The sequence below is a fragment of the Kocuria sp. UBA1838 genome, assembly GCF_002338785.1.
Taxonomy (GTDB): domain Bacteria; phylum Actinomycetota; class Actinomycetes; order Actinomycetales; family Micrococcaceae; genus Kocuria; species Kocuria marina.
This window is the reverse complement of the sequence record NZ_DDIY01000019.1, coordinates 93,451-111,314: the sequence shown is the minus strand read 5'-3', so window position 1 is coordinate 111,314 and position 17,864 is coordinate 93,451. Positions and strand designations below refer to the sequence as shown.

The 17,864-nt window shown below is 69.2% G+C and carries 9 protein-coding genes and 5 pseudogenes; 5 read left to right on the top strand and 9 right to left on the bottom strand.

The genetic code is table 11. From position 1 onward, the window contains the following. Positions 1 to 61 precede the first annotated feature (61 nt). Entirely contained in the window at positions 62 to 3,106 is a 3,045-nt protein-coding gene (locus B3I25_RS12220; protein ID WP_064845932.1) for a glycoside hydrolase family 2 TIM barrel-domain containing protein, read from the top strand. A gap of 230 nt (positions 3,107 to 3,336) precedes the next feature. Here the strand turns inward: B3I25_RS12220 and B3I25_RS12215 are convergent, their stop codons facing one another. The 5 genes and pseudogenes from B3I25_RS12215 to B3I25_RS12195 form a co-directional block, all read right to left on the bottom strand. After that, positions 3,337 to 4,230 (bottom strand): aldose 1-epimerase family protein, encoded by an 894-nt coding sequence (locus tag B3I25_RS12215; protein WP_064845933.1) that lies wholly within the window; start codon positions 4,228 to 4,230, stop codon positions 3,337 to 3,339. Between the two features lie 428 nt (positions 4,231 to 4,658). Beyond that, a pseudogene (galE, locus tag B3I25_RS12210) lies at positions 4,659 to 5,610 on the bottom strand (UDP-glucose 4-epimerase GalE). After that, the gene (gene galK, locus B3I25_RS12205; RefSeq protein ID WP_039102264.1) at positions 5,607 to 6,800 is read right to left on the bottom strand and encodes a galactokinase; all 1,194 of its coding nucleotides are present in this window, start codon (positions 6,798 to 6,800) and stop codon (positions 5,607 to 5,609) included. The pseudogene galE and the gene galK overlap by 4 nt, the downstream one beginning before the upstream one ends. Further along, positions 6,797 to 7,939, bottom strand: coding sequence for a galactose-1-phosphate uridylyltransferase (galT, locus tag B3I25_RS12200; protein WP_064845934.1), 1,143 nt, complete (start codon positions 7,937 to 7,939; stop codon positions 6,797 to 6,799). The genes galK and galT overlap by 4 nt, the downstream gene beginning before the upstream one ends. Next, the gene (locus B3I25_RS12195; protein WP_052239393.1) at positions 7,936 to 8,721 is read right to left on the bottom strand and encodes a DeoR/GlpR family DNA-binding transcription regulator; all 786 of its coding nucleotides are present in this window, start codon (positions 8,719 to 8,721) and stop codon (positions 7,936 to 7,938) included. Before B3I25_RS12195 ends, galT begins: the two co-directional genes overlap by 4 nt. Before the next feature lie 800 nt (positions 8,722 to 9,521). On the opposite strand from B3I25_RS12195, the gene B3I25_RS12190 reads away from it, so the two are divergent. The 4 genes and pseudogenes from B3I25_RS12190 to B3I25_RS12175 all read left to right on the top strand — a co-directional run. Then, positions 9,522 to 10,658, top strand: a complete 1,137-nt coding sequence (locus B3I25_RS12190) for an ABC transporter ATP-binding protein (protein ID WP_039102262.1) — start codon at positions 9,522 to 9,524, stop codon at positions 10,656 to 10,658. 209 nt (positions 10,659 to 10,867) lie between these two features. Continuing rightward, positions 10,868 to 11,499, top strand: a pseudogene (locus B3I25_RS12185) (ROK family protein); the annotation flags it as partial. A 180-nt stretch (positions 11,500 to 11,679) separates the two neighbouring features. Further along, positions 11,680 to 12,659: pseudogene (locus tag B3I25_RS12180) on the top strand (ATP-dependent 6-phosphofructokinase). 92 nt (positions 12,660 to 12,751) lie between these two features. After that, a pseudogene (locus B3I25_RS12175) lies at positions 12,752 to 13,011 on the top strand (pyruvate kinase); the annotation flags it as partial. A gap of 30 nt (positions 13,012 to 13,041) precedes the next feature. Here B3I25_RS12175 and B3I25_RS12170 read toward each other — a convergent pair. The 4 genes and pseudogenes from B3I25_RS12170 to pheS form a co-directional block, all read right to left on the bottom strand. Then, positions 13,042 to 13,287 (bottom strand): annotated as a pseudogene (locus B3I25_RS12170) (SDR family NAD(P)-dependent oxidoreductase); the annotation flags it as partial. Between the two features lie 234 nt (positions 13,288 to 13,521). After that, positions 13,522 to 14,133: a hypothetical protein gene (locus B3I25_RS12165; RefSeq protein WP_286739439.1), complete on the bottom strand. Its 612-nt coding sequence runs from the start codon at positions 14,131 to 14,133 to the stop codon at positions 13,522 to 13,524. 32 nt (positions 14,134 to 14,165) lie between these two features. Next, the gene (pheT, locus tag B3I25_RS12160; RefSeq protein WP_286739436.1) at positions 14,166 to 16,718 is read right to left on the bottom strand and encodes a phenylalanine--tRNA ligase subunit beta; all 2,553 of its coding nucleotides are present in this window, start codon (positions 16,716 to 16,718) and stop codon (positions 14,166 to 14,168) included. A 4-nt stretch (positions 16,719 to 16,722) separates the two neighbouring features. Beyond that, on the bottom strand, positions 16,723 to 17,781 hold the full coding sequence (gene pheS / locus B3I25_RS12155; RefSeq protein WP_064845938.1) for a phenylalanine--tRNA ligase subunit alpha: 1,059 nt from the start codon (positions 17,779 to 17,781) through the stop codon (positions 16,723 to 16,725). Positions 17,782 to 17,864 lie beyond the last annotated feature (83 nt).

Here is a 17,864-nt window from a genome sequence, read left to right as displayed (position 1 = left end):
CCCGTCGTCGCCCATCCCAGAACGCACGCGCGCCCACCGCCCTGAGAAGGAACAGAGACCCATGCCTGCCCCGACCTACCTCACCGACCACTCCCCGGGCCACGGCGCGCTCTCTCCGCGCTCCCGGCTCGACTCGGACGCCCCCGTGCTCGACCTCACCGGAACATGGCGCTTCCGGCTCTCGCCCGTCGCCGACCCGGGAACTGAGCCTTGGGAGGGCGACGACGCCGCCTGGGACACTATCGCGGTACCCGGCCACTGGGTCCTCCAGGGCGACGGCGGGTACGGCCGCCCGATCTACACCAACGTCAACTACCCCTTCCCCATCGACCCACCGTTCGTGCCCGACGAGAACCCGACCGGAGACTACCGGCGCACCTTTACGCTCCCGGGCGACGGCGCCTGGTCGGGCGCTGAACGGATCCTGCTGCGCCTGGACGGGGTGGAGTCGGCGTACCGACTGTGGGTCAACGGCACAGAGGTCGGCGTGGGCAAGGGCAGCCGTCTCGTCCACGAGTTCGACATCACCGCTCATCTACAACCGGGCGAGAACCAGCTCGCCGTCCGGGTCCACCAGTGGTCCGACGCCTCCTACCTGGAGGACCAGGACCAGTGGTGGTTGCCCGGGATCTTTCGCGACGTCATGCTCCTCGCCCGCCCCGCCGGGGGGATCGACGATGTCTGGGTGCGTGCCGACTACGATCATGTGACGGGCCACGGCGCGTTGGACCTTGAGCTCGCCGCCGCACCCGAGGCGTTCCCTGTCGCTGTCACCGTCCCCGACCTCGGGATTGAGCACCGGTGGGACGGCCCGGCCGACGTCGCCCCGATCCCCGTCGGTGACGTGGAGCCCTGGAGCGCCGAGGTACCCCGCCGCTACGAAGTCGTCCTCGCCGCCCGTGGGGAGACGGTCACCGTACGCACCGGCTTCCGGACTGTGCGCATCGTCGGCGACCAGTTCCTGGTCAACGGCCGCCAGGTGATCTTTCGCGGTGTCAACCGCCACGAGATTGAGGCCACGAGGGGTCGGGTCTTCGACCCGGAGCACGCCCGGGCCGACCTGGAGTTGATGAAGCGGTACAACGTCAACGCGATCCGCACGAGCCACTACCCGCCGCACCCGGGCGTGCTCGATCTCGCCGACGAGCTCGGCTTCTGGGTGATGGACGAGTGTGACCTCGAGACCCACGGCTTCGAGGAGGTCGGCTGGCGGGAGAACCCCAGCGACGACCCTCGCTGGCGCCACGCCTACCTCGACCGGATCGCCCGCACCGTCGAGCGGGACAAGAATCACCCCAGCATCGTCATGTGGTCGCTGGGGAACGAGGCCGGCACCGGGCAGAACCTCGCCGCCATGTCTGCCTGGGTGCACCGCCGCGACCCGGGCCGCCCCGTGCACTACGAGGGCGACCAGACCGGGGAGTACACCGACGTCTACTCGCGCATGTACCCCGCCCTGGAGGAGATCGACGCCATCGGTGGGGAGCACGGGCGGCTCATGGCGTGCAGTCCCGCGCAGGGGGCGCGGCTGCGACGTCGTCCCTTCGTCATGTGCGAGTACATCCACGCCATGGGCAACGGGCCGGGCGCGATCGCTGAGTACGACGAGCGCATCCGCGCCTACCCCCGCGTCCACGGCGGATTCGTGTGGGAGTGGCGCGACCACGGCCTGCTGACCACCACCGGGAACGGCACCCCGTTCTACGCCTACGGCGGCGACTTCGGGGAGGTCATCCACGACGGCAACTTCATCACCGACGGGATGATCCTCTCCGACGGCACGCCCTCCCCCGGTCTGGCCGAGTACGCCGCCGTCGTCGCCCCTGTCCGTCTCACGCTGACGGGCGACGCGGACGCCGTCCTCGTGACGAACGACCGGCACACTGCAGACACCACCGACCTCACCTTCCGGTGGGCGGTCGAGGTCGACGGCGAGACAATGGCCTCAGACAACCTCGACGTCCCGCCGGTATCAGCGGGCTCCACCGCACACATCGTCCTGCCCGGCCCGGTCAGGACGGCACTTTCCCGGGTGGGCGGCCAGGGAAGCGAGGTCTGGCTGCGGCTCGTCGCAGCGCTGGCCCGCCCCGCGGCGTGGGGGCCGGCCGGACACGTGATCAGTGCTTGTCAGGTCGATCTCACCGCTTCCCGGTTCACGTGGCGTTCGCCCCGCCCGGCGGCACCGCCCGCCACGGGCAGCACCGCACCCCGGCAGGCCGGCGGGGAGATCACTCTCGGCCCAGCCCGCTTCGACGCGCGCACCGGGCGGCTCACCCGGCTCGGCGGGATGGCGGTCGACGGGCCGACGCCCGAGCTGTGGCGGGCGCCGACCGACAACGACCGCGGCTCGGGTCAGGGCAGCCTCGAGGAGGCCTCGCCCGAGGAGACCGGCGGCCTCGGCGTGCCCGGACCGTCCTCCGCCGAGCGCTGGACGCGGCGCGGTTTGGATCGGCTGGTCCACCGAACCCACGAGGTCCAGGTCCTCGACGACCGACTCATCGTGCGCATCCGCAGCGGCGCCGCCGCAACATCCATGGGCATCGAGACGAACCTGACGTACCTGGCGGACGGCGACGTGCTCGTCATGCGTGTCGACATCGCCCCGCGTGGACCCTGGGAAGGGACCTGGCCCCGGGTCGGCGTGCGACTGGGCCTGCCCGGGACCCTCGACCACGCCCGGTGGTTCGGCCCTGGGCCCGAGGAGTCCTACGCCGACGTGGCCGTGGCGGCACTCGTCGCCGTGCACGAGCGCACCATCGACAAGCTCGCAGTGCGCTACGCCCGGCCGCAGGAGACGGGACACCGCCCCAACGTACGCTGGTTGCACCTGTCCGGCGGCGAGGGGCCCAACCTTGAGCTGCAGTCCTTTAACCAACTCGGCGGCGGGCAGGTCGGACGCCCTGGGTTCACAGCCTCCCGGCACACCGCCCAGGAACTGGCAGCCGCCGCCCACCCGCACGAGCTGCCCCTGAGCGAACGCGTCCACCTCTACCTCGACGCCGCCCAGCACGGCATCGGCTCGCGGGCCTGCGGACCGGACGTGCTCCCACAGCACCAGCTGTGGCCCGCGACGCACTCCTTCGTCGTCGGACTGCGTGTGCGATAGGCAACTTACTCCGACTCGAGCAGGAGGAGACCGGAATGCGTGGTCTCGTCTCTGTCAGCACAGGGCAGGTGGGATGCCCGGCGAATCGGCCGAGTAGGACGGAAGCACACCGTGTGCACACGCGGCATGGATCACGTTGCGGTTGCTGGGTCAGGATCCACGCCCCGCAGCCTTCAAGCGCGGCGAGGATCCCACTCGGCACCTATTCTGTCTTCGGTCGGACCAGGACACTAGAAAGCCTCCAGCGCCCAGGACAGTGAGTGCTCAACCCCGGGGTCGAGGACGACCAAGTCTTCGCCGGAGTTGAAAGCGTCTGGCGGGCAGTCCATCGGTTCGACAGCCAAACCGCCACGTGGGTTGTCCCGGAGGTGGTCCCCGGTGTAGATCTGCACCCACTTGGCGCGAGGGTCCCAGCTGAGCAGTGCTCCGTGACCGTCGCACGCCGTGAGGCGGGCGATACATCTTCCGCGCGACGAGACGGCCACGCCAGTAAAGGCATTGTCGATGGGCATCTGTTCGATGCCGCGCCCGGAGCGGAAGTCGAAAGGCCCTTCGGCGGTGGGGGTAAGCGCCGTCGGGAGCATACGCTGAGAAGAGACGCTCAAGTAATGATCCGCTTCCAGTTCGAGCGTCCAATCATTGACGCACCCAGACCCAGCCACCAGGTATGGGTGTGGACAAGAACCATATGGTGCTGCCGTCTGCCCCTCATTAACGCCGCGAATCTCGGCGTGCAAGCCGTCCCGACTTACCATGTATCGGGCTTCCACCCGTACGGAAAAGGGATACCCTGCGTCCGAGCCCAGTCGCAAAGCGAGTACGACTTCACTCTTACTGTTGGACAAGACCTCCCAGTCCCGGAAGACCCCGAGTCCGTGCAACGCTGTCCCTTTTTCGGGCTCATTGACAGGAACCTGATAATGCCGACCGCCGAACCGGTACTGGCCGTCAGCCAATCTGTTCGGCCAGGGGGCACACACGACGCCTCTGTAGTCTACATTGGCGACGCCCGGAGTATGGGCGACTATGAGAGGTCTGCCTTCGTACTCGAGCGAACAAAGCGTAGCTGAAAAGGTGTCGACAACCGCCGTGTAGCCGCCAGCAACCAGCATGAACGATGTCATGAGTCTCTCCTAGAATCTGTTAGGCACCGCTAATAGCATTGAATTAGAAGCCAAAGGAGATACATGTCTAGCCGCATCGTTCGACTTAATGAGGAAAAAGCTGAAACGTCAACGTTCAGACTGGTTCCTGAGAAGAATAATGTCTGAGCATTCCCGCCATTGACCGCAAAAAATGAGGGACGATCTTCCACCGCAGACACCGCCGATGCCTGCACGGCTGCCCAGGGATTCAACCGCATGGCCAGGTTTCTTCAGGCCTCCAACCATTACGATGACGCGCAGAGTAAACGCGGAGAGGATCATCAATGCAGCCGTTGACCTGATGAGGTCTGGCAACGCGCCAACGGGCAGAAGTGCAGATCGGTCCTGTGGGAAGTGCAGGACGGTGGCTTCGCAGAGTTCGGACTGTCATAGGCAATGTGGGCGATCTACCGGTGCGCGGCGCGGGCGCCGGCGACCATGTTCTCGAGCGTGTGGCGCATCCTCCAGTCGAGGTCGCGGGCGGCCAGTGTTCCGTCGGCGACGATCCGGGCCGGGTCGCCGGGGCGGCGGTCGCACAACTCGGGCGTGAAGTCGATGCCGGTGATGCGGGCGGTGGTCTCCATGATCTCCCGCACGGAGACACCCGTCCCGGAGCCGAGGTTGTAGACCGGCTCCAGGGTGCGGCCGACTCGAGAGCCCGGCCCGCGGCCACGTGTGCTGCGGCGAGATCGCCGACGTGGACGTAGTTGCGGACGCAGGTGCCGTCTGGGGTGTCGTAGTCCGTGGCGAAGATCTTCGGTCGGCGGCCCTCGGCCAGTGCGGTCAGGACGAGGGGGAAGAGGTTGTGGGGACTGGTGTCGTGGAGCTCCAGCGTCCCGGAACTGACTACGTTGAAGTACCGCAGCGAGGTGTGACGCAACCCCCGGGCCCGTCTCTGGTCACGGATCAGCCACTCCCCGATGAGCTTGCTCTCCCCGCAGGGCGACTCCGGGAGAGTGGGAGTGCCCTCCGTGACGAGGCCGGCCCGGGGCCTGCCGTACACGGCGGCCGACGAGGAGAAGACCATGTTCCGCACCCCGACCCTCTCCATGGCGGTGAGCAGGTGAGCGGTCCCCGTGACGTTCTGCTCGTAGATCAGCAACGGGTTCCTGACGGACTCCCCGGCATACTTGTACCCGGCCAGGTGCACGACACCGCTGACGTCGTGGTCGCGAAGCGCTTGCGTCACGGTGCCGGTGTCCAGGACGTCGGCGTGGACGAACGGGATCGGGCCGGGCACGAACGCGCGGTGGCCGCTGACGAGCGAGTCGAGGGCCACGACGGCGATGCCGGCGTCGTCGAACGCCCTGAGGACGTGGGACCCGATGTACCGGCGCCGCCGGTCACCAACCAGATCACAGCCGCTGCGCGCCGTCCGCCGGGAGGACCGTGAAGATGTCGGGGGTCTTCAGGCTGCCGAAGCCGCGCAGGACGGCGTTGCGGACCTGCTCCTCCCGGTCCGCGGGGACGAGGGCGATGGCGGAGCCGCCGAAGCCTCCCCCGGTCATCCGGGCCCCGAGTGCTCCGGCGGCCAGGGCCGTGTCGACGGCGAGGTTCAGCTCGGGGCAGGAGACCTCGTAGTCCTCGCGCAGGGAGGCGTGGGAGGCCGTGAGCAGGCCCCCGACCCCGGCCACGTCGCCGTCGCGCAGGAGCTGTACCGCCTGCAGGACCCGGCGGTTCTCGGAGAGCACGTGCCGCACCCGACGGGCCACTTCCTGGTCCAGGGCGGCCAGGTCGGCGTCGGCGGGGATGTCGCGCAGGGAGGCCACCCCGAGGGCGGCGGCGGCGCGCTCACAGGCGGTACGGCGGGCGGCGTAGCCGCCATCGGCGTGGGAGTGGGCGACCTTCGTGTCGATCACCAGGACTCGCAGCCCGTGCTCGGCCACCGGCAGGGGCACGAGCTCGGACTCCAGGGAGCGGCAGTCCAGGAACAGGGCGGAGCCGGCCCGGCCCATCAGCGAGGCCGACTGGTCCATGATCCCGGTGGGCGCGCCGACGAACTCGTTCTCGGCCCGCTGGGTCAGCCGCGCCATGGCCGGGGCGTCGAGGCCCAGGCCCAGCAGGTCGTTGAGCGCCACGATCGTGGCGACCTCCACCGCGTGGGAGGAGGACAGCCCCGCCCCGACCGGCACGGTGGAGTCCAGCAGCAGCTCGAAGCCGGGGACTTCCACCCCGTCCAGGGTGCCCAGGGCGTGCACCACCCCGGCGGGGTAGGCGCCCCAGTCACCGACGGCGCCTGGTGTGAGCCCGGGGACCGTGAACCGTGCGCGGGAGAGCCGCTCCCCCTCGGGGGCGTAGGTGGAGGCCAACTCCACCGTCTCGTGATCAGGCTCCGCGGCCCGGCGCAGCCGCACGGCGACCATCGCCGTGCGGTCGATGGCGAAGGGGAGCACGAACCCGTCGTTGTAGTCGGTGTGCTCCCCAATGAGGTTCACCCTCCCGGGGGCCCGCCACACCCCGTCCGGGGCGTGGCCGTACACCTCGGTGAAGCGGCGGGCGTGCTCCTCGGCCCGGATGTGTTCGTGGTGATCGATCTGCTCATCGGTCATCGTGCAGTCCCCCTCAGGCGTGCGGCGGTCTGTTCGGCGGTGACGTCGTTGATGAACGCGCCCATGGCGGCCTCGGAACCGGCGAGGAACTTCAGTTTGTCCTCGGCCCGGCGCGGGCTGGTCAGCTGCAGGTGCAGCCACCCGGCCTCGCGGTCGGCCGCGTTCACGGGGGTCTGGTGCCAGGCGGCGATGTAGGGGGTCGGCGTGTCGTAGAGCCGGTCCACCCGTTGCACCAGATCGCGGTAGAGGACCGTCAGCTCATCGCGCTCGGCCCCGGTGAGGGCAGCCAGGTCCGGGACCTGGCGGTGCGGGACCAGATGGATCTCCAGGGGCCAGCGCGCGGCGTAGGGGACGTAGGCGGAGAAGTGCTCGCCCTCGATCACCATGCGGTCCCCCGCCGCGGCCTCGTCGGCGAGGATCTCGCCCATCAGGGCCCGGCCCGTGGCGGCCAGGTGCGCGCGGGAGCGGGCGGCCAGCCGGGCGGCATGCGGAGCCGGATAGGGATAGGCGTAGATCTGCCCGTGCGGGTGGTGCAGGGTCACCCCGATCTGCTCCCCACGGTTCTCGAAGGGGAAGACCTGGCGGATCCCGACCATTGCCGAGAGCGCCTCGGTGCGCTGGGCCCAGGCCTCCACCACGGTGCGCGCCCGTTCGAAGGGCAGGGACGCGAAGGAGCCCTGGTGCTCGGGTGTGAAAACCACCACCTCGCACCGCCCCACGGCCGGGGACGGGACACCCCACAGGGACCGCTCCCCCGCGTCCTGCGGGTCCGGCAGCACCCCCAGCTGCGGACCCAGGGAGGGGAAGCGGTTCTCGAAGACGACGACGTCGAAGTCCTCGGTGGGGATCTCGGATTCCCGCCCGCCCGTGCTCGGGCACAGCGGGCACTGGTCGACCGGGGGCAGGTAGGTGCGGGTCTGGCGGTGGGCGGCCACGGCCACCCACTCCCCGGTCAGGCGGTCGAAGCGCACCTCGCCGTGCCCGGAGCGGGCATCCAGGGGCCGGCGGTCGGTAACCTGCTCCACCGGCGGGGTGCCGCGGTCGGAGAAGAATACGGCCTCCCGGCCGTCGGCGAGGTGGTGGGTGCGGTGCGCGATCAGCGGTGCGGTGGCGCGCTCGGCGGGGGCGGGAGAGGTCATCGGACGGGCTCCAGTCGCAGATCGGGAACGTATTGACTCAGGATTTCGCGGGCCGCGGGGTCGACACCGTCGTCCATCACGACGGTGTCGACCCCGTCCAGGTCGGCGATGCGGTAGAGGCCGACCAGGCCCCACTTGGTGGAGTCGGCCAGCACCACGCTGCGGTCGCAGCGCTGCAGGAAGAGGCGGTTGATCTCGGCCTCCATCATGTTGGGGGTGGTCAGACCCTCCCGCTCGCTGATCCCGTGGACGCCCATGAAGCACACGTCCACATGCATCGTGAGCAGTGCGGTCGTGGCCAGCGGACCCACCAGCGCGTCGGAGGGGGTCCGTACGCCGCCCAGCAGCACCACGGTCTGCCCCGTGGCCGGCGCGTCCTGGAGCGCATCGGCGATACGCGGAGAGTTGGTCACCACCGTGATCTCGGGAATCCGGCGCAGGGCACGGGCCAGGGCGTAGGTCGTGGTCCCCGAGTTCAGCGAGACTGACATCCCCGGCTCCACCATCGACTCCGCGGCCGCCGCGATCGCCGCCTTCTCTGGCAGCTGCAGCTCGGACTTGTGCATAAAGCCGGGCTCGACGGCGGAGGACCCCGCGGGCAGCTTGGCCCCGCCGTGGACCTTCTGCAGTTCGCCGTCACGGGCCAGCCGGTCCAGGTCGCGGCGCACCGTCATGTCGGACACGCTCAGTTCGGCGGCTAGGTCGGCCACCCGCACGGCACCGGCCGCACGCACCCGGTCGAGGATCTTCCGCCGTCGGCGGTCGGGAAGCATCTCGGACATGAGTCCTCCTGGATCGGGGACGGCGCGGAGAGGCGCGTCGTGGTGGCAAACCCCACCATTCAAACAATTTTGTGTTTATTTTAACATACTTGATGTTCGTCCATGTTGCTTCTAATATGGCGTGAACCACACAAGAACAATCTGTCCGGAGCCGACGTGACCGTTGCGACCCTGAAGCCAACGACCGTTTCCGACCCGACCGGGCCGTTTCGGTTGCACCTAGTCAGGGAGAACGTGTCTGCCCTCGGCCAACTCTCGAAAAGTCAGGTGCCCTCCATGGTGCACCGGGGAACGTCGCTCGGCGGTCCCGACGGCTTGACCGTCGAGTTCGCCGAGACCACCCACGCCCACTCCACGGCCAGCGACCAGGAAGTGCCGGTGCGTGCCGACGCGTTTGGGTCGCTGCCCAGTAACCGGACGGACGCTCCGAGCTTGGTTAGCAATCGGGATGGAGCAAGTACGGACACCGCTCTTCCGCGTCCCGGAGGCCCGCCTTGAGCCGATGAACCATTGAGATGCCGTCACCAACGGTGCACAGGTGAGCGGTGGGCCGGACCTGCTAGTTCCGGTGTTCGAAGATATCTGGGCCAACCACCGCCCGCGTCGATCCGCATCAAAACCAACGAGTCCATCAACGTTCTTTTCGCGGCGGACAAACGACCGACAGGGCTGCGAGTTGTCCCCGGCTCCGCCGCGCCGTCCGGCTCTTCGTCACACCACACCTCTCGGCGCCATCCGGTGCCGCTCCACATCCCACTATCCCGCAGGGCCACCTGGGGAGACTCGGAAGGAAATCCACTATGTCCTCTGTTCGTTATGACCGTGTCACCTGTCAGTACCCCGGCGCCGAACGGCCCTCCGTGACCGGTCTGGACCTGTCCATCGCCGACGGGGAGTTTCTCGTGCTCGTCGGACCTTCGGGATGCGGGAAGTCCACGACCCTGCGCATGCTCGCTGGGCTGGAGGAGGTCACCGACGGGCGGATCCTCATCGGCGACCGCGACGTCACCGACGTCCCCTCCCGCGACCGCGACATCGCGATGGTCTTCCAGAACTACGCCCTCTACCCGCACATGACCGTGGCCGAGAACATGGGCTTCGCCCTGAAGATCGCCAAGGTCCCCGCCGCCGAACGCCGGGCCCGGGTCGAGGAGGCCGCCAAGATCCTGGACCTCACCGACTACCTCGACCGCAAACCCAAGGCCCTCTCCGGCGGCCAGCGCCAGCGCGTGGCCATGGGAAGGGCCATCGTGCGCTCCCCCCAGGTGTTCCTGATGGACGAGCCGCTGTCGAACCTGGACGCCAAGTTGCGGGTCCAAACCCGCACCCAGATCGCCTCCCTCACCCGCCGACTCGGGGTCACCACCGTCTACGTCACCCATGACCAGGTCGAGGCGATGACCATGGGCGACCGGGTGGCGGTGCTCAAGGACGGGCACCTCATGCAGGTCGACACCCCCCGGGCGCTCTACGATGCCCCGGCCACGGAGTTCGTCGCCGGGTTCATCGGCTCGCCGACCATGAACCTCTTCCGTGCCCCACTCACCGGCGGCACCGTACAGCTGGGCACGGTGAGGATTCCGCTGACCGATGCCCAGCGGAATGCGCTGACCGAGGCCAAGGTCACCATCGGCATCCGCCCCGAGGACCTCCACCCCGCCCCCGAAGGCGAAGGGCTGCCGATCGTGGCCGACGTCGTTGAGGAACTCGGCGCCGACGCTTTCGTCTACGGCCACCTCGCACCCGTCACCGCCGCCAACATGGTGGTGCCGGTGGACAACACCACCGGGGCCGAGGACGACCCGGGCGCCCACGAGTTCATCGTCCGCGTCGAGGGCCGCACCCCACCGGCACCCAACACCACAATTTGGGTCGTTCCGACCCTGGAGCACGTCCACCTCTTCGACGCCGCCACCGGCCGGCGTCTGCCCGACTAAGCCAGGCACAGGACCTGCCATCGGCACCCAGCGCCCGTGGAGCCGCCCGCTCTGTTCGACGGGCGGCTCCACCGATGCCGAGCGTCCCACCCGCGCTGACTCCTTCAAAAAATCGAATACGAACGTCCACCTCACCAACACACAGTGACAGCCCCAGCACGGCCACCAAAGGGTGGTCCACCCTGTACCGCCACCACATCGGCGTCGACATGGGCGGCACCATGATCAAGTACGCGGTCGAGGACACCGCCGACGGCACACCTATCACCCCGATTCTCCAACTGCCCACTCCCGTGCCCATCACCCCGCAGGCGGTCGCCGAGGTACTCGGAGTTCTGCTCCACCAGCTGTCCTCCCGGCCCCAGGCCCCACATCAGGAGGCCAACGTGGGGTGGCCCTGCCCACCATCGCCCGCGAGGGCGTGGCGCGTTCGGCCGCGAACATCGACAGCACCTGGATCGGCCTGGAGGTCGAGTGCTTCCTCACCGACCGGCTGGGCCGGCCCGTGCACGCGCTCAACGACGCCGACGCGGCCGGGCTGGCCGAGGTCCGCTACGGCGCCGGCCGCGGACCCGAGGGCCGCCCCGCCCGCGGCACCGTGCTGGTCCTGCTCCTGGGCACCGGGATTGGCTCGGCCCTGTTCGTCGACGGATGGCTGGTCCCGAACCTGGAACTGGGCCACCTGGAGTTCCTGCTCTCCCCCGACCTGATCGTCGTCGGGGGCGCGATCTCGGCCCGGCACGAGGACTTCCTCCCCCACCTGCACCTGGATACCCCCATCGTGCCCGCCCAGCTGTCCAACGCCGCCGGGATCATCGGCGCTGCCCGCCAATGCCTACTGCACGGCACCGCCCTTGCCGTAGCCGGATCACCGACCGCAGATCACCGAGCTCACGAGGTGGCCAGGTCCACCCCGCCTCAGCGGCTCATGCCCGCCACCCTTGCCCCTATCCCCCAGGAGACCCTACGGATGAAGATCGGAGTACTGACCAGCGGCGGGGACTGACCCGGACTCAACGCCGTGATCCGCGCCGCGGTGCTGCACGGGATCAAGACCTACGAGTACGAGTTCGTGGGCTTCCGCGACGGCTGGCGCGGGGTCGTGGACGGCGACACGATGGACCTGCCCCGCACTCGGGTCCGCGGCCTGGCCCGGGAGGACGGGACCATCCTGGGCACCTCCCGCACCCACCCCTACTCCGGTCCCGGCGGCGGACCCGGGAGCATCGGGGTGATGCTCGAACGCCACCACATCGACGCGATCGTGGCCACCGGCGGGGAGGGCACTCTCGCCGGGGCCGCACGGCTGGCCGAGGCCGGCCTGCCCGTGGTGGGGGTGCCCAAGACCATCGACAACGACCTGCAGGTCATCGACTACACCTTAGGTTTCGACACCGCCGTGTCCATCGTCACCCACGCCATGGACCGGCTGCGCACCACCGGGGAGTCCCACCACAGGTGCATGGTCGCCGAGGTCATGGGCCGCGACGTCGGGTGGATCGCCCTGCTCTCGGGGATGTCCGCCGGGGCCCACGCGGTGCTGATCCCGGAGCAGAAGGTCTCCATGGACCAGGTCTGCGCGTGGGTGCGGGAGGTCTACGACCGGGGCCGGTCCCCGCTGGTGGTCGTCGCCGAGGGCTTCGTCCCCGAGGATCACGAGGACGTGCTGGCGGGGAAGGGCACCGAGGCCGACGGCCCTCCCCGGCTGGGCGGGATCGGGGAGTACGTCACGCAGGAGATCGAGCGCCTCACCGGCATCGAGACCCGCAACACCACGCTCGGGCACATTCAGCGCGGGGGCGCCCCACGGGCTTCGACCGGGTGCTGGCCACCCGCTTCGGGATGGCCGTGGTCGACCTCGTGCACGAGAAGCAGTGGGGCCGGATGGTCGCCATCCGCGGCACGGACATGGTCCGCATCGACTTCGCCGAGGCGCTCGAGGGGCTCAAGACCGTCCTCCAGCACCGCTGGGACGAGGCCAAAGTCCTCTTCGGCCGCTGAGAGTAACCGTGCACGTCCACCCCGGAGCAACAGTGCGACCCCTCCCCCTTCTCTGATCCCTTATCCCTCAGTACTGACGACATGAAGCCCCCATGCGGCGAGCAAAGATCGTGGCCACGATAGGCCCGGCCATCTCCTCGTACGAGAACCTCTCCGAGGCGATCCGGACCGGCATGAACGTGGCCCGGCTCAACATGAGCCACGGCGACCGCTCCGTGCACGACACCTCCTACGAGAACCTGCGGCGCGCCTCGGCGGAGCCGGGGCGACGGTCGCGATCCTCGCGGACCTCCAGAGACCCAAGATCCGGCTCGCCCGCTTCGCGGACGGCCCGCACGAGCTGCTCCCCGGCGTTGAGAACCGCGACGTCCGGCGGGCGGGCAATGGCTTCAACCTGATCCCAAAGCTTTTCCATGTTCTCGTAGGTGCGCAGGTCCGCCCGCACTGGGTAAACGGTCGCGCCAAGCGCACGCAGTTGCTCAGCGACGGTATCGATCGAGTCGCTGCGTCCGGTGCCGATGATGTCGTAGCCGCGAGTGGCCAGCTCGCGGGCGATGTCGGTGCCGATGCCGTTGGAGGCGCCGGTGATGAAGGCCAGAGGCCGGGTGCGGGTGGAAGGCGTGGGCACGGTGATTCCCTTCACGATGACGGTGGTTCAGGGCACGCTGGAGCCCCTAGACCGCGGGTGCGGCCGGGGCGGGGGTGAGGGTGGTCCGTGCTACGGGGTCGCGGTGGGCGGCTGATTGGCTGCCGCGTTGGTCCCTGACGGATCGCTGTGCTCGGAGCTCCAGCTGGCGAGGATGCGCGGCTTCTCCAGGTCGGTGGATGACGCCCTCGGAAGCGCTGGTGATCCGGCCCTGCTCTAGGTGCCTGCCCGCACCCCGCGGTGCACGCGGCGCGCGCCCCAGGCCGTGAGGCCGATGCAGAACAGCGCGCCCATCCCGAGTGCCGCGGCGCGGACCCGCTGGCCGGTGACCATCGAGTCCGTCACCCCGCTGTCCCCGTAGGAGCCGGGTTCGCCCGTCTCCAAGACCGTCAGGTGACCGTTCTGCTCCGCGAGCAGGGCGTCCACCTCCCGCGGGAAGTCGGAGTCCTGGACACCCGTCTGGGTGCCGCGGAACGTGATCTGGTTCCCCTCGGTCTTTTTGATGGGATCGTCGAGCCGGTTGTCGAACGGGTAGCGTTCGGTCAGCTCGTTCTTGGGCATGATGCCCGCGTAGATCCCGTTGTAGTCCTGGGTCACGAGGTCCTTGGTGAGTGTCTGGTACGTCCCGGAGACAACCATCGACTCCCCCGCCCACTCCTCCAGCCGGGAGGCCTTGTCGAAGGACAACGCCGAGGCCAACCCCAGCGCCAGGGTCACGACTGCCCCCAGCAGCACGATGAGGACGATCCACCATCCTCGGGTACCACCGGGTCGTGTCTCCTGGTCGTGCTCGTCGAAATCGATGAGTTCCTGGGTGTCGTGGCTCACGGTATGACTTCTCCTGGCTGGTGGGGGGGTGATCAGCTTCGGATCTCAGCGCCGTGCTCCCTGTGGGCCGCATCCACCGCGTTCTCACGGGCCTGGGAGGCCTCGTCCGCGGTGAGGGTGCGGTCCGCGGCCCGGAACCGCAGGGCGATCGCCACGGACTTCTTGCCCTCGGGGATGCCCTTGCCCGCATACACGTCGAAGACCTCGGCGGCTTCGAGCAACTCGCCCGCTCCCCGACGCACCGTGGTCAGCAGGTCCGCCGCGGGGACGCTCGCGTCCACCACGAGTGCGACATCCTGGGTGGCCGCGGGGTAGCCCGAGATCACCTGGGCGGTGACCGCCGAGGCCTCACGATCGAGCAGCGCGGACAGGTCGAGTTCCACGGCGCACGTGCGCTCGGGCAACCCCTGGGCCGCGACGAGCTTGGGGTGCAGCTCTCCCGCCATACCGATCACGGCGCCGTCCTGAGTGCTCAGCTGCGCGGTGCGCCCGGGGTGGAACGCGTGATGCGAGCCCTGGGTGACCTTCAGCTCCACGCCCACGCTGCGTGCGGCGAGCACGGCGACGTCGAGCGCGTCCTGCCAGTCCAGGGTGCGCGGCGCAACCCACGGGCCTGCAGCGGCGTCGTGCCCCGTGAGCACCGCGGCGAGCCTGCGCGGCTGGTCGGGGACGGCGGCGTCGAGCCGTTCGAGCTCCGGAGCGGCCGGGCGCACGCCGAGCGGCGGGATGGGCTGGGTGTCCGGGGTGTAGCCGTCCGCGAGGAACACGTGGCCCATCTCGTAGAGGGCCAGGTCCCGCAGTCCGCGCGAGTGGTTGCGCTTGAGCACCTCGAGCAGCCCGGGCAGGATGCTCACCCGCAGCAGGGACTGGGCCTCGCTGATGGGGTTCGCGAGCTTGATCGACGCCACGTGCTCACCGTCCGCGCTGCCCCACAGGTCGTTGTCCGCCTGGGACACGAACGGGTAGCTGAGCACCTCGGTGAGCCCGGCGGCCGCGAGCGTATTGGCCACGCGGCGTCGTGCGGCCTGCGAGCGCGTGAAGCCGCGCCCGGGAGGCGCCACGGGAAGGCGATCGGGGATCTTGTCGTAGCCGTCCAGACGCGCGACCTCCTCGACGAGGTCCTCCTTCTCGAGCAGATCCGGGCGCCACGACGGCGGGACCACGGTCCAGCCGTCCGCGGTCTCCGTGACCTCGGCGCCGATGGCCACGAGGCTGCGCTCGACGACCTCTGGAGAGTAGTCCACTCCAACGCGCGCCGCAGGGTAGCCCGCGGGCAGCTCGATCGCGGCGGGGCGGTCCGTGTGGTCCACGTCCGTGACCCGCCCGGAGTCCGTGCCGCCGGCCAGCTCCACGAGGAGGTCGACGACGCGCTGCGCAGCAACCGGCGCGAGCTGCGGGTCCACGCCGCGCTCGTATCGCTTGGACGCCTCCGAGGGAAGCTTGTGTCGGCGGGCGGTGCGGGCGATCGAGACCTCGTCGAAGCGAGCGGCCTCCACGAGCACGCGCGTGGTGTTCTCCCCGACCTCGGTCGCGGCACCGCCCATGACGCCGGCGAGGCCCACGGGACCGGACTCGTCCGCGATCACGAGGTCCTCGGTGTTCAGCTCACGGGACTTGTCGTCCAGCGTGGTCAGCTTCTCTCCGGCCCGCGCACGGCGCACGGTAATCCCGCCCTGCAGGGTGTCCGCGTCGTAGTTATGGATCGGCTGGCCGTACTCGAGCATCACGTAGTTGGAGATGTCCACGGGCAGGCTCAGGGAGCGGATCCCGGCCAGGCGCAACCGCGACACGAGCCACTGCGGGGACGGGATGGATGGATCCACGTTCTCCACGATGCGCACCGCGAAGCGGTTGCACCCGGCGCGGCCGTGGATCGGGGCGTCGTCGGACACGGTCACGGGGAACCCGTCCTCGGTGGACGCGGGCACCCGCGGCGCGAGCTCCGCCACGGGATCCGTGAACGGTACGCGCACCGCGTGGCAGTACTCGCGGGCGATCCCGCGGATCGAGAACGCGTACCCGCGGTCCGGGGTCACGTTGACCTCCGCCGCCGAGTCGTAGAGACCCAGCAGCTCCAGGGCGTCGGAGCCGATCTCGGGGTCCAGCCCGATCCGAGACAGCACCAGGATGCCGTCGTGGTCGTCGCCAATGCCGAGCTCGCGCACGGAGGCGATCATGCCTGCCGAGATGTGGCCGTAGGTCTTGCGCGCGGAGATCCGGAAGTCACCCGGCAGCACCGCACCCGGAAGGGCGACGACCACCTTGTCACCCACCGAGAAGTTGTGGGCACCGCAAATGATTCCCTGGACGCCCGAGGGGTCGATGCCCTTGCCCGTCAGCGTCTGCTCATGGCCCTCCGGCACCACGCGCACGGAGCACCAGTTCACGGTCTTGCCGTTGGAGTGGGTCTCGGGCTCCATGGAGAGCACCTGGCCCACCACGATCGGACCGGAGAGGAAGTCGGAGGGGCGGTGGACGTCCTCCTCCTCAAGACCCACCTTCACGAGGGTGGCCAGGACGTCCTCCGCGGTGGCGTCCTCGGGAACGGGCGCGTACTCGCGCAGCCATGACAAAGGAACTCGCATTGCTCTAGATCTCCATCCCGAAGTGTTCGCTGAAACGGACGTCGCCCTCGACCATGTCGTGCATGTCCGGGACGTTGTTGCGGAACATCAGGGTCCGCTCGATGCCCATGCCGAACGCGAACCCCGAGTAGCGCTCGGGGTCGATCCCCGCGGCCCGCAGCACGTTGGGGTGCATCATGCCGCAGCCACCCCACTCAATCCACCGCGGTCCGCCCTTGGCGGTGGGGTGCCACACGTCCAGCTCCGCGGAAGGTTCGGTAAAGGGGAAGTAGTTGGGCCGCAACCGGATCGCGGCCTCCGGGCCGAACATGGTGCGCGCGAAGTGGGTGAGGGTGCCCTTGAGGTCCGCCATGGACAGCCCTTCGTCCACGGCGATGCCCTCCACCTGGTGGAACACCGGGGTGTGGGTCGCGTCCAGTTCATCCGTGCGGTAGGTCTTGCCCGGGCACACCACATACACCGGCAGCTCGCGCTCCAGCAGCGAGCGCATCTGCACGGGTGAGGTGTGTGTGCGCAGCACCAGGTGTGACGACGGCGGGTCCACGAAGAACGTGTCCTGCATCTGCCGCGCCGGATGGTCCGGCTTGAAGTTCAGCGAGTCGAAGTTGAACCACTCGTGCTCGAGCTCCGGTCCCTCCGCGACCTCCCAGCCCATGCCCACGAAGATGTCCCCGATGTGGTCCATCAGGTTGGTCAGGGGGTGCCGTCCGCCCAGCCGACGACGCCGCGTGGCCGCCGTGACGTCCACCGCTTCCTCCACGAGGATGCGGGCATCCCTCTCCTCCTCGAGCACGGTGGCGCGTGCCGCGAGCGCCTTGTTCACGCGTCCGCGGGCCTGCCCCACCAGCTTGCCCGCGGTGGCCTTGGCGGCCTTGTCCAGCCCACCGATCGCACGGTTGGCCAGCGCCAGCGGGGATTTCTCCCCCGTGTGGGCCAGGCGAACGGTCTTCAGCTCGGAGAGGTCGGCGGCGGCCTCGATCTCACGCAGTGCGTGCTCGAGGGCGGCCGTCACCCCGGCCTCGTCGGTGGGGTCCACCGCGGCGGACGGTGTGGTCTCGGACATGGTTTCTCGCGTTCCTACTGGCGGACGGTGTTCTCACGAGCTCGCTCCCCCGGTGGGTGAGCCGCTTTTCGTGCAAATGCCCG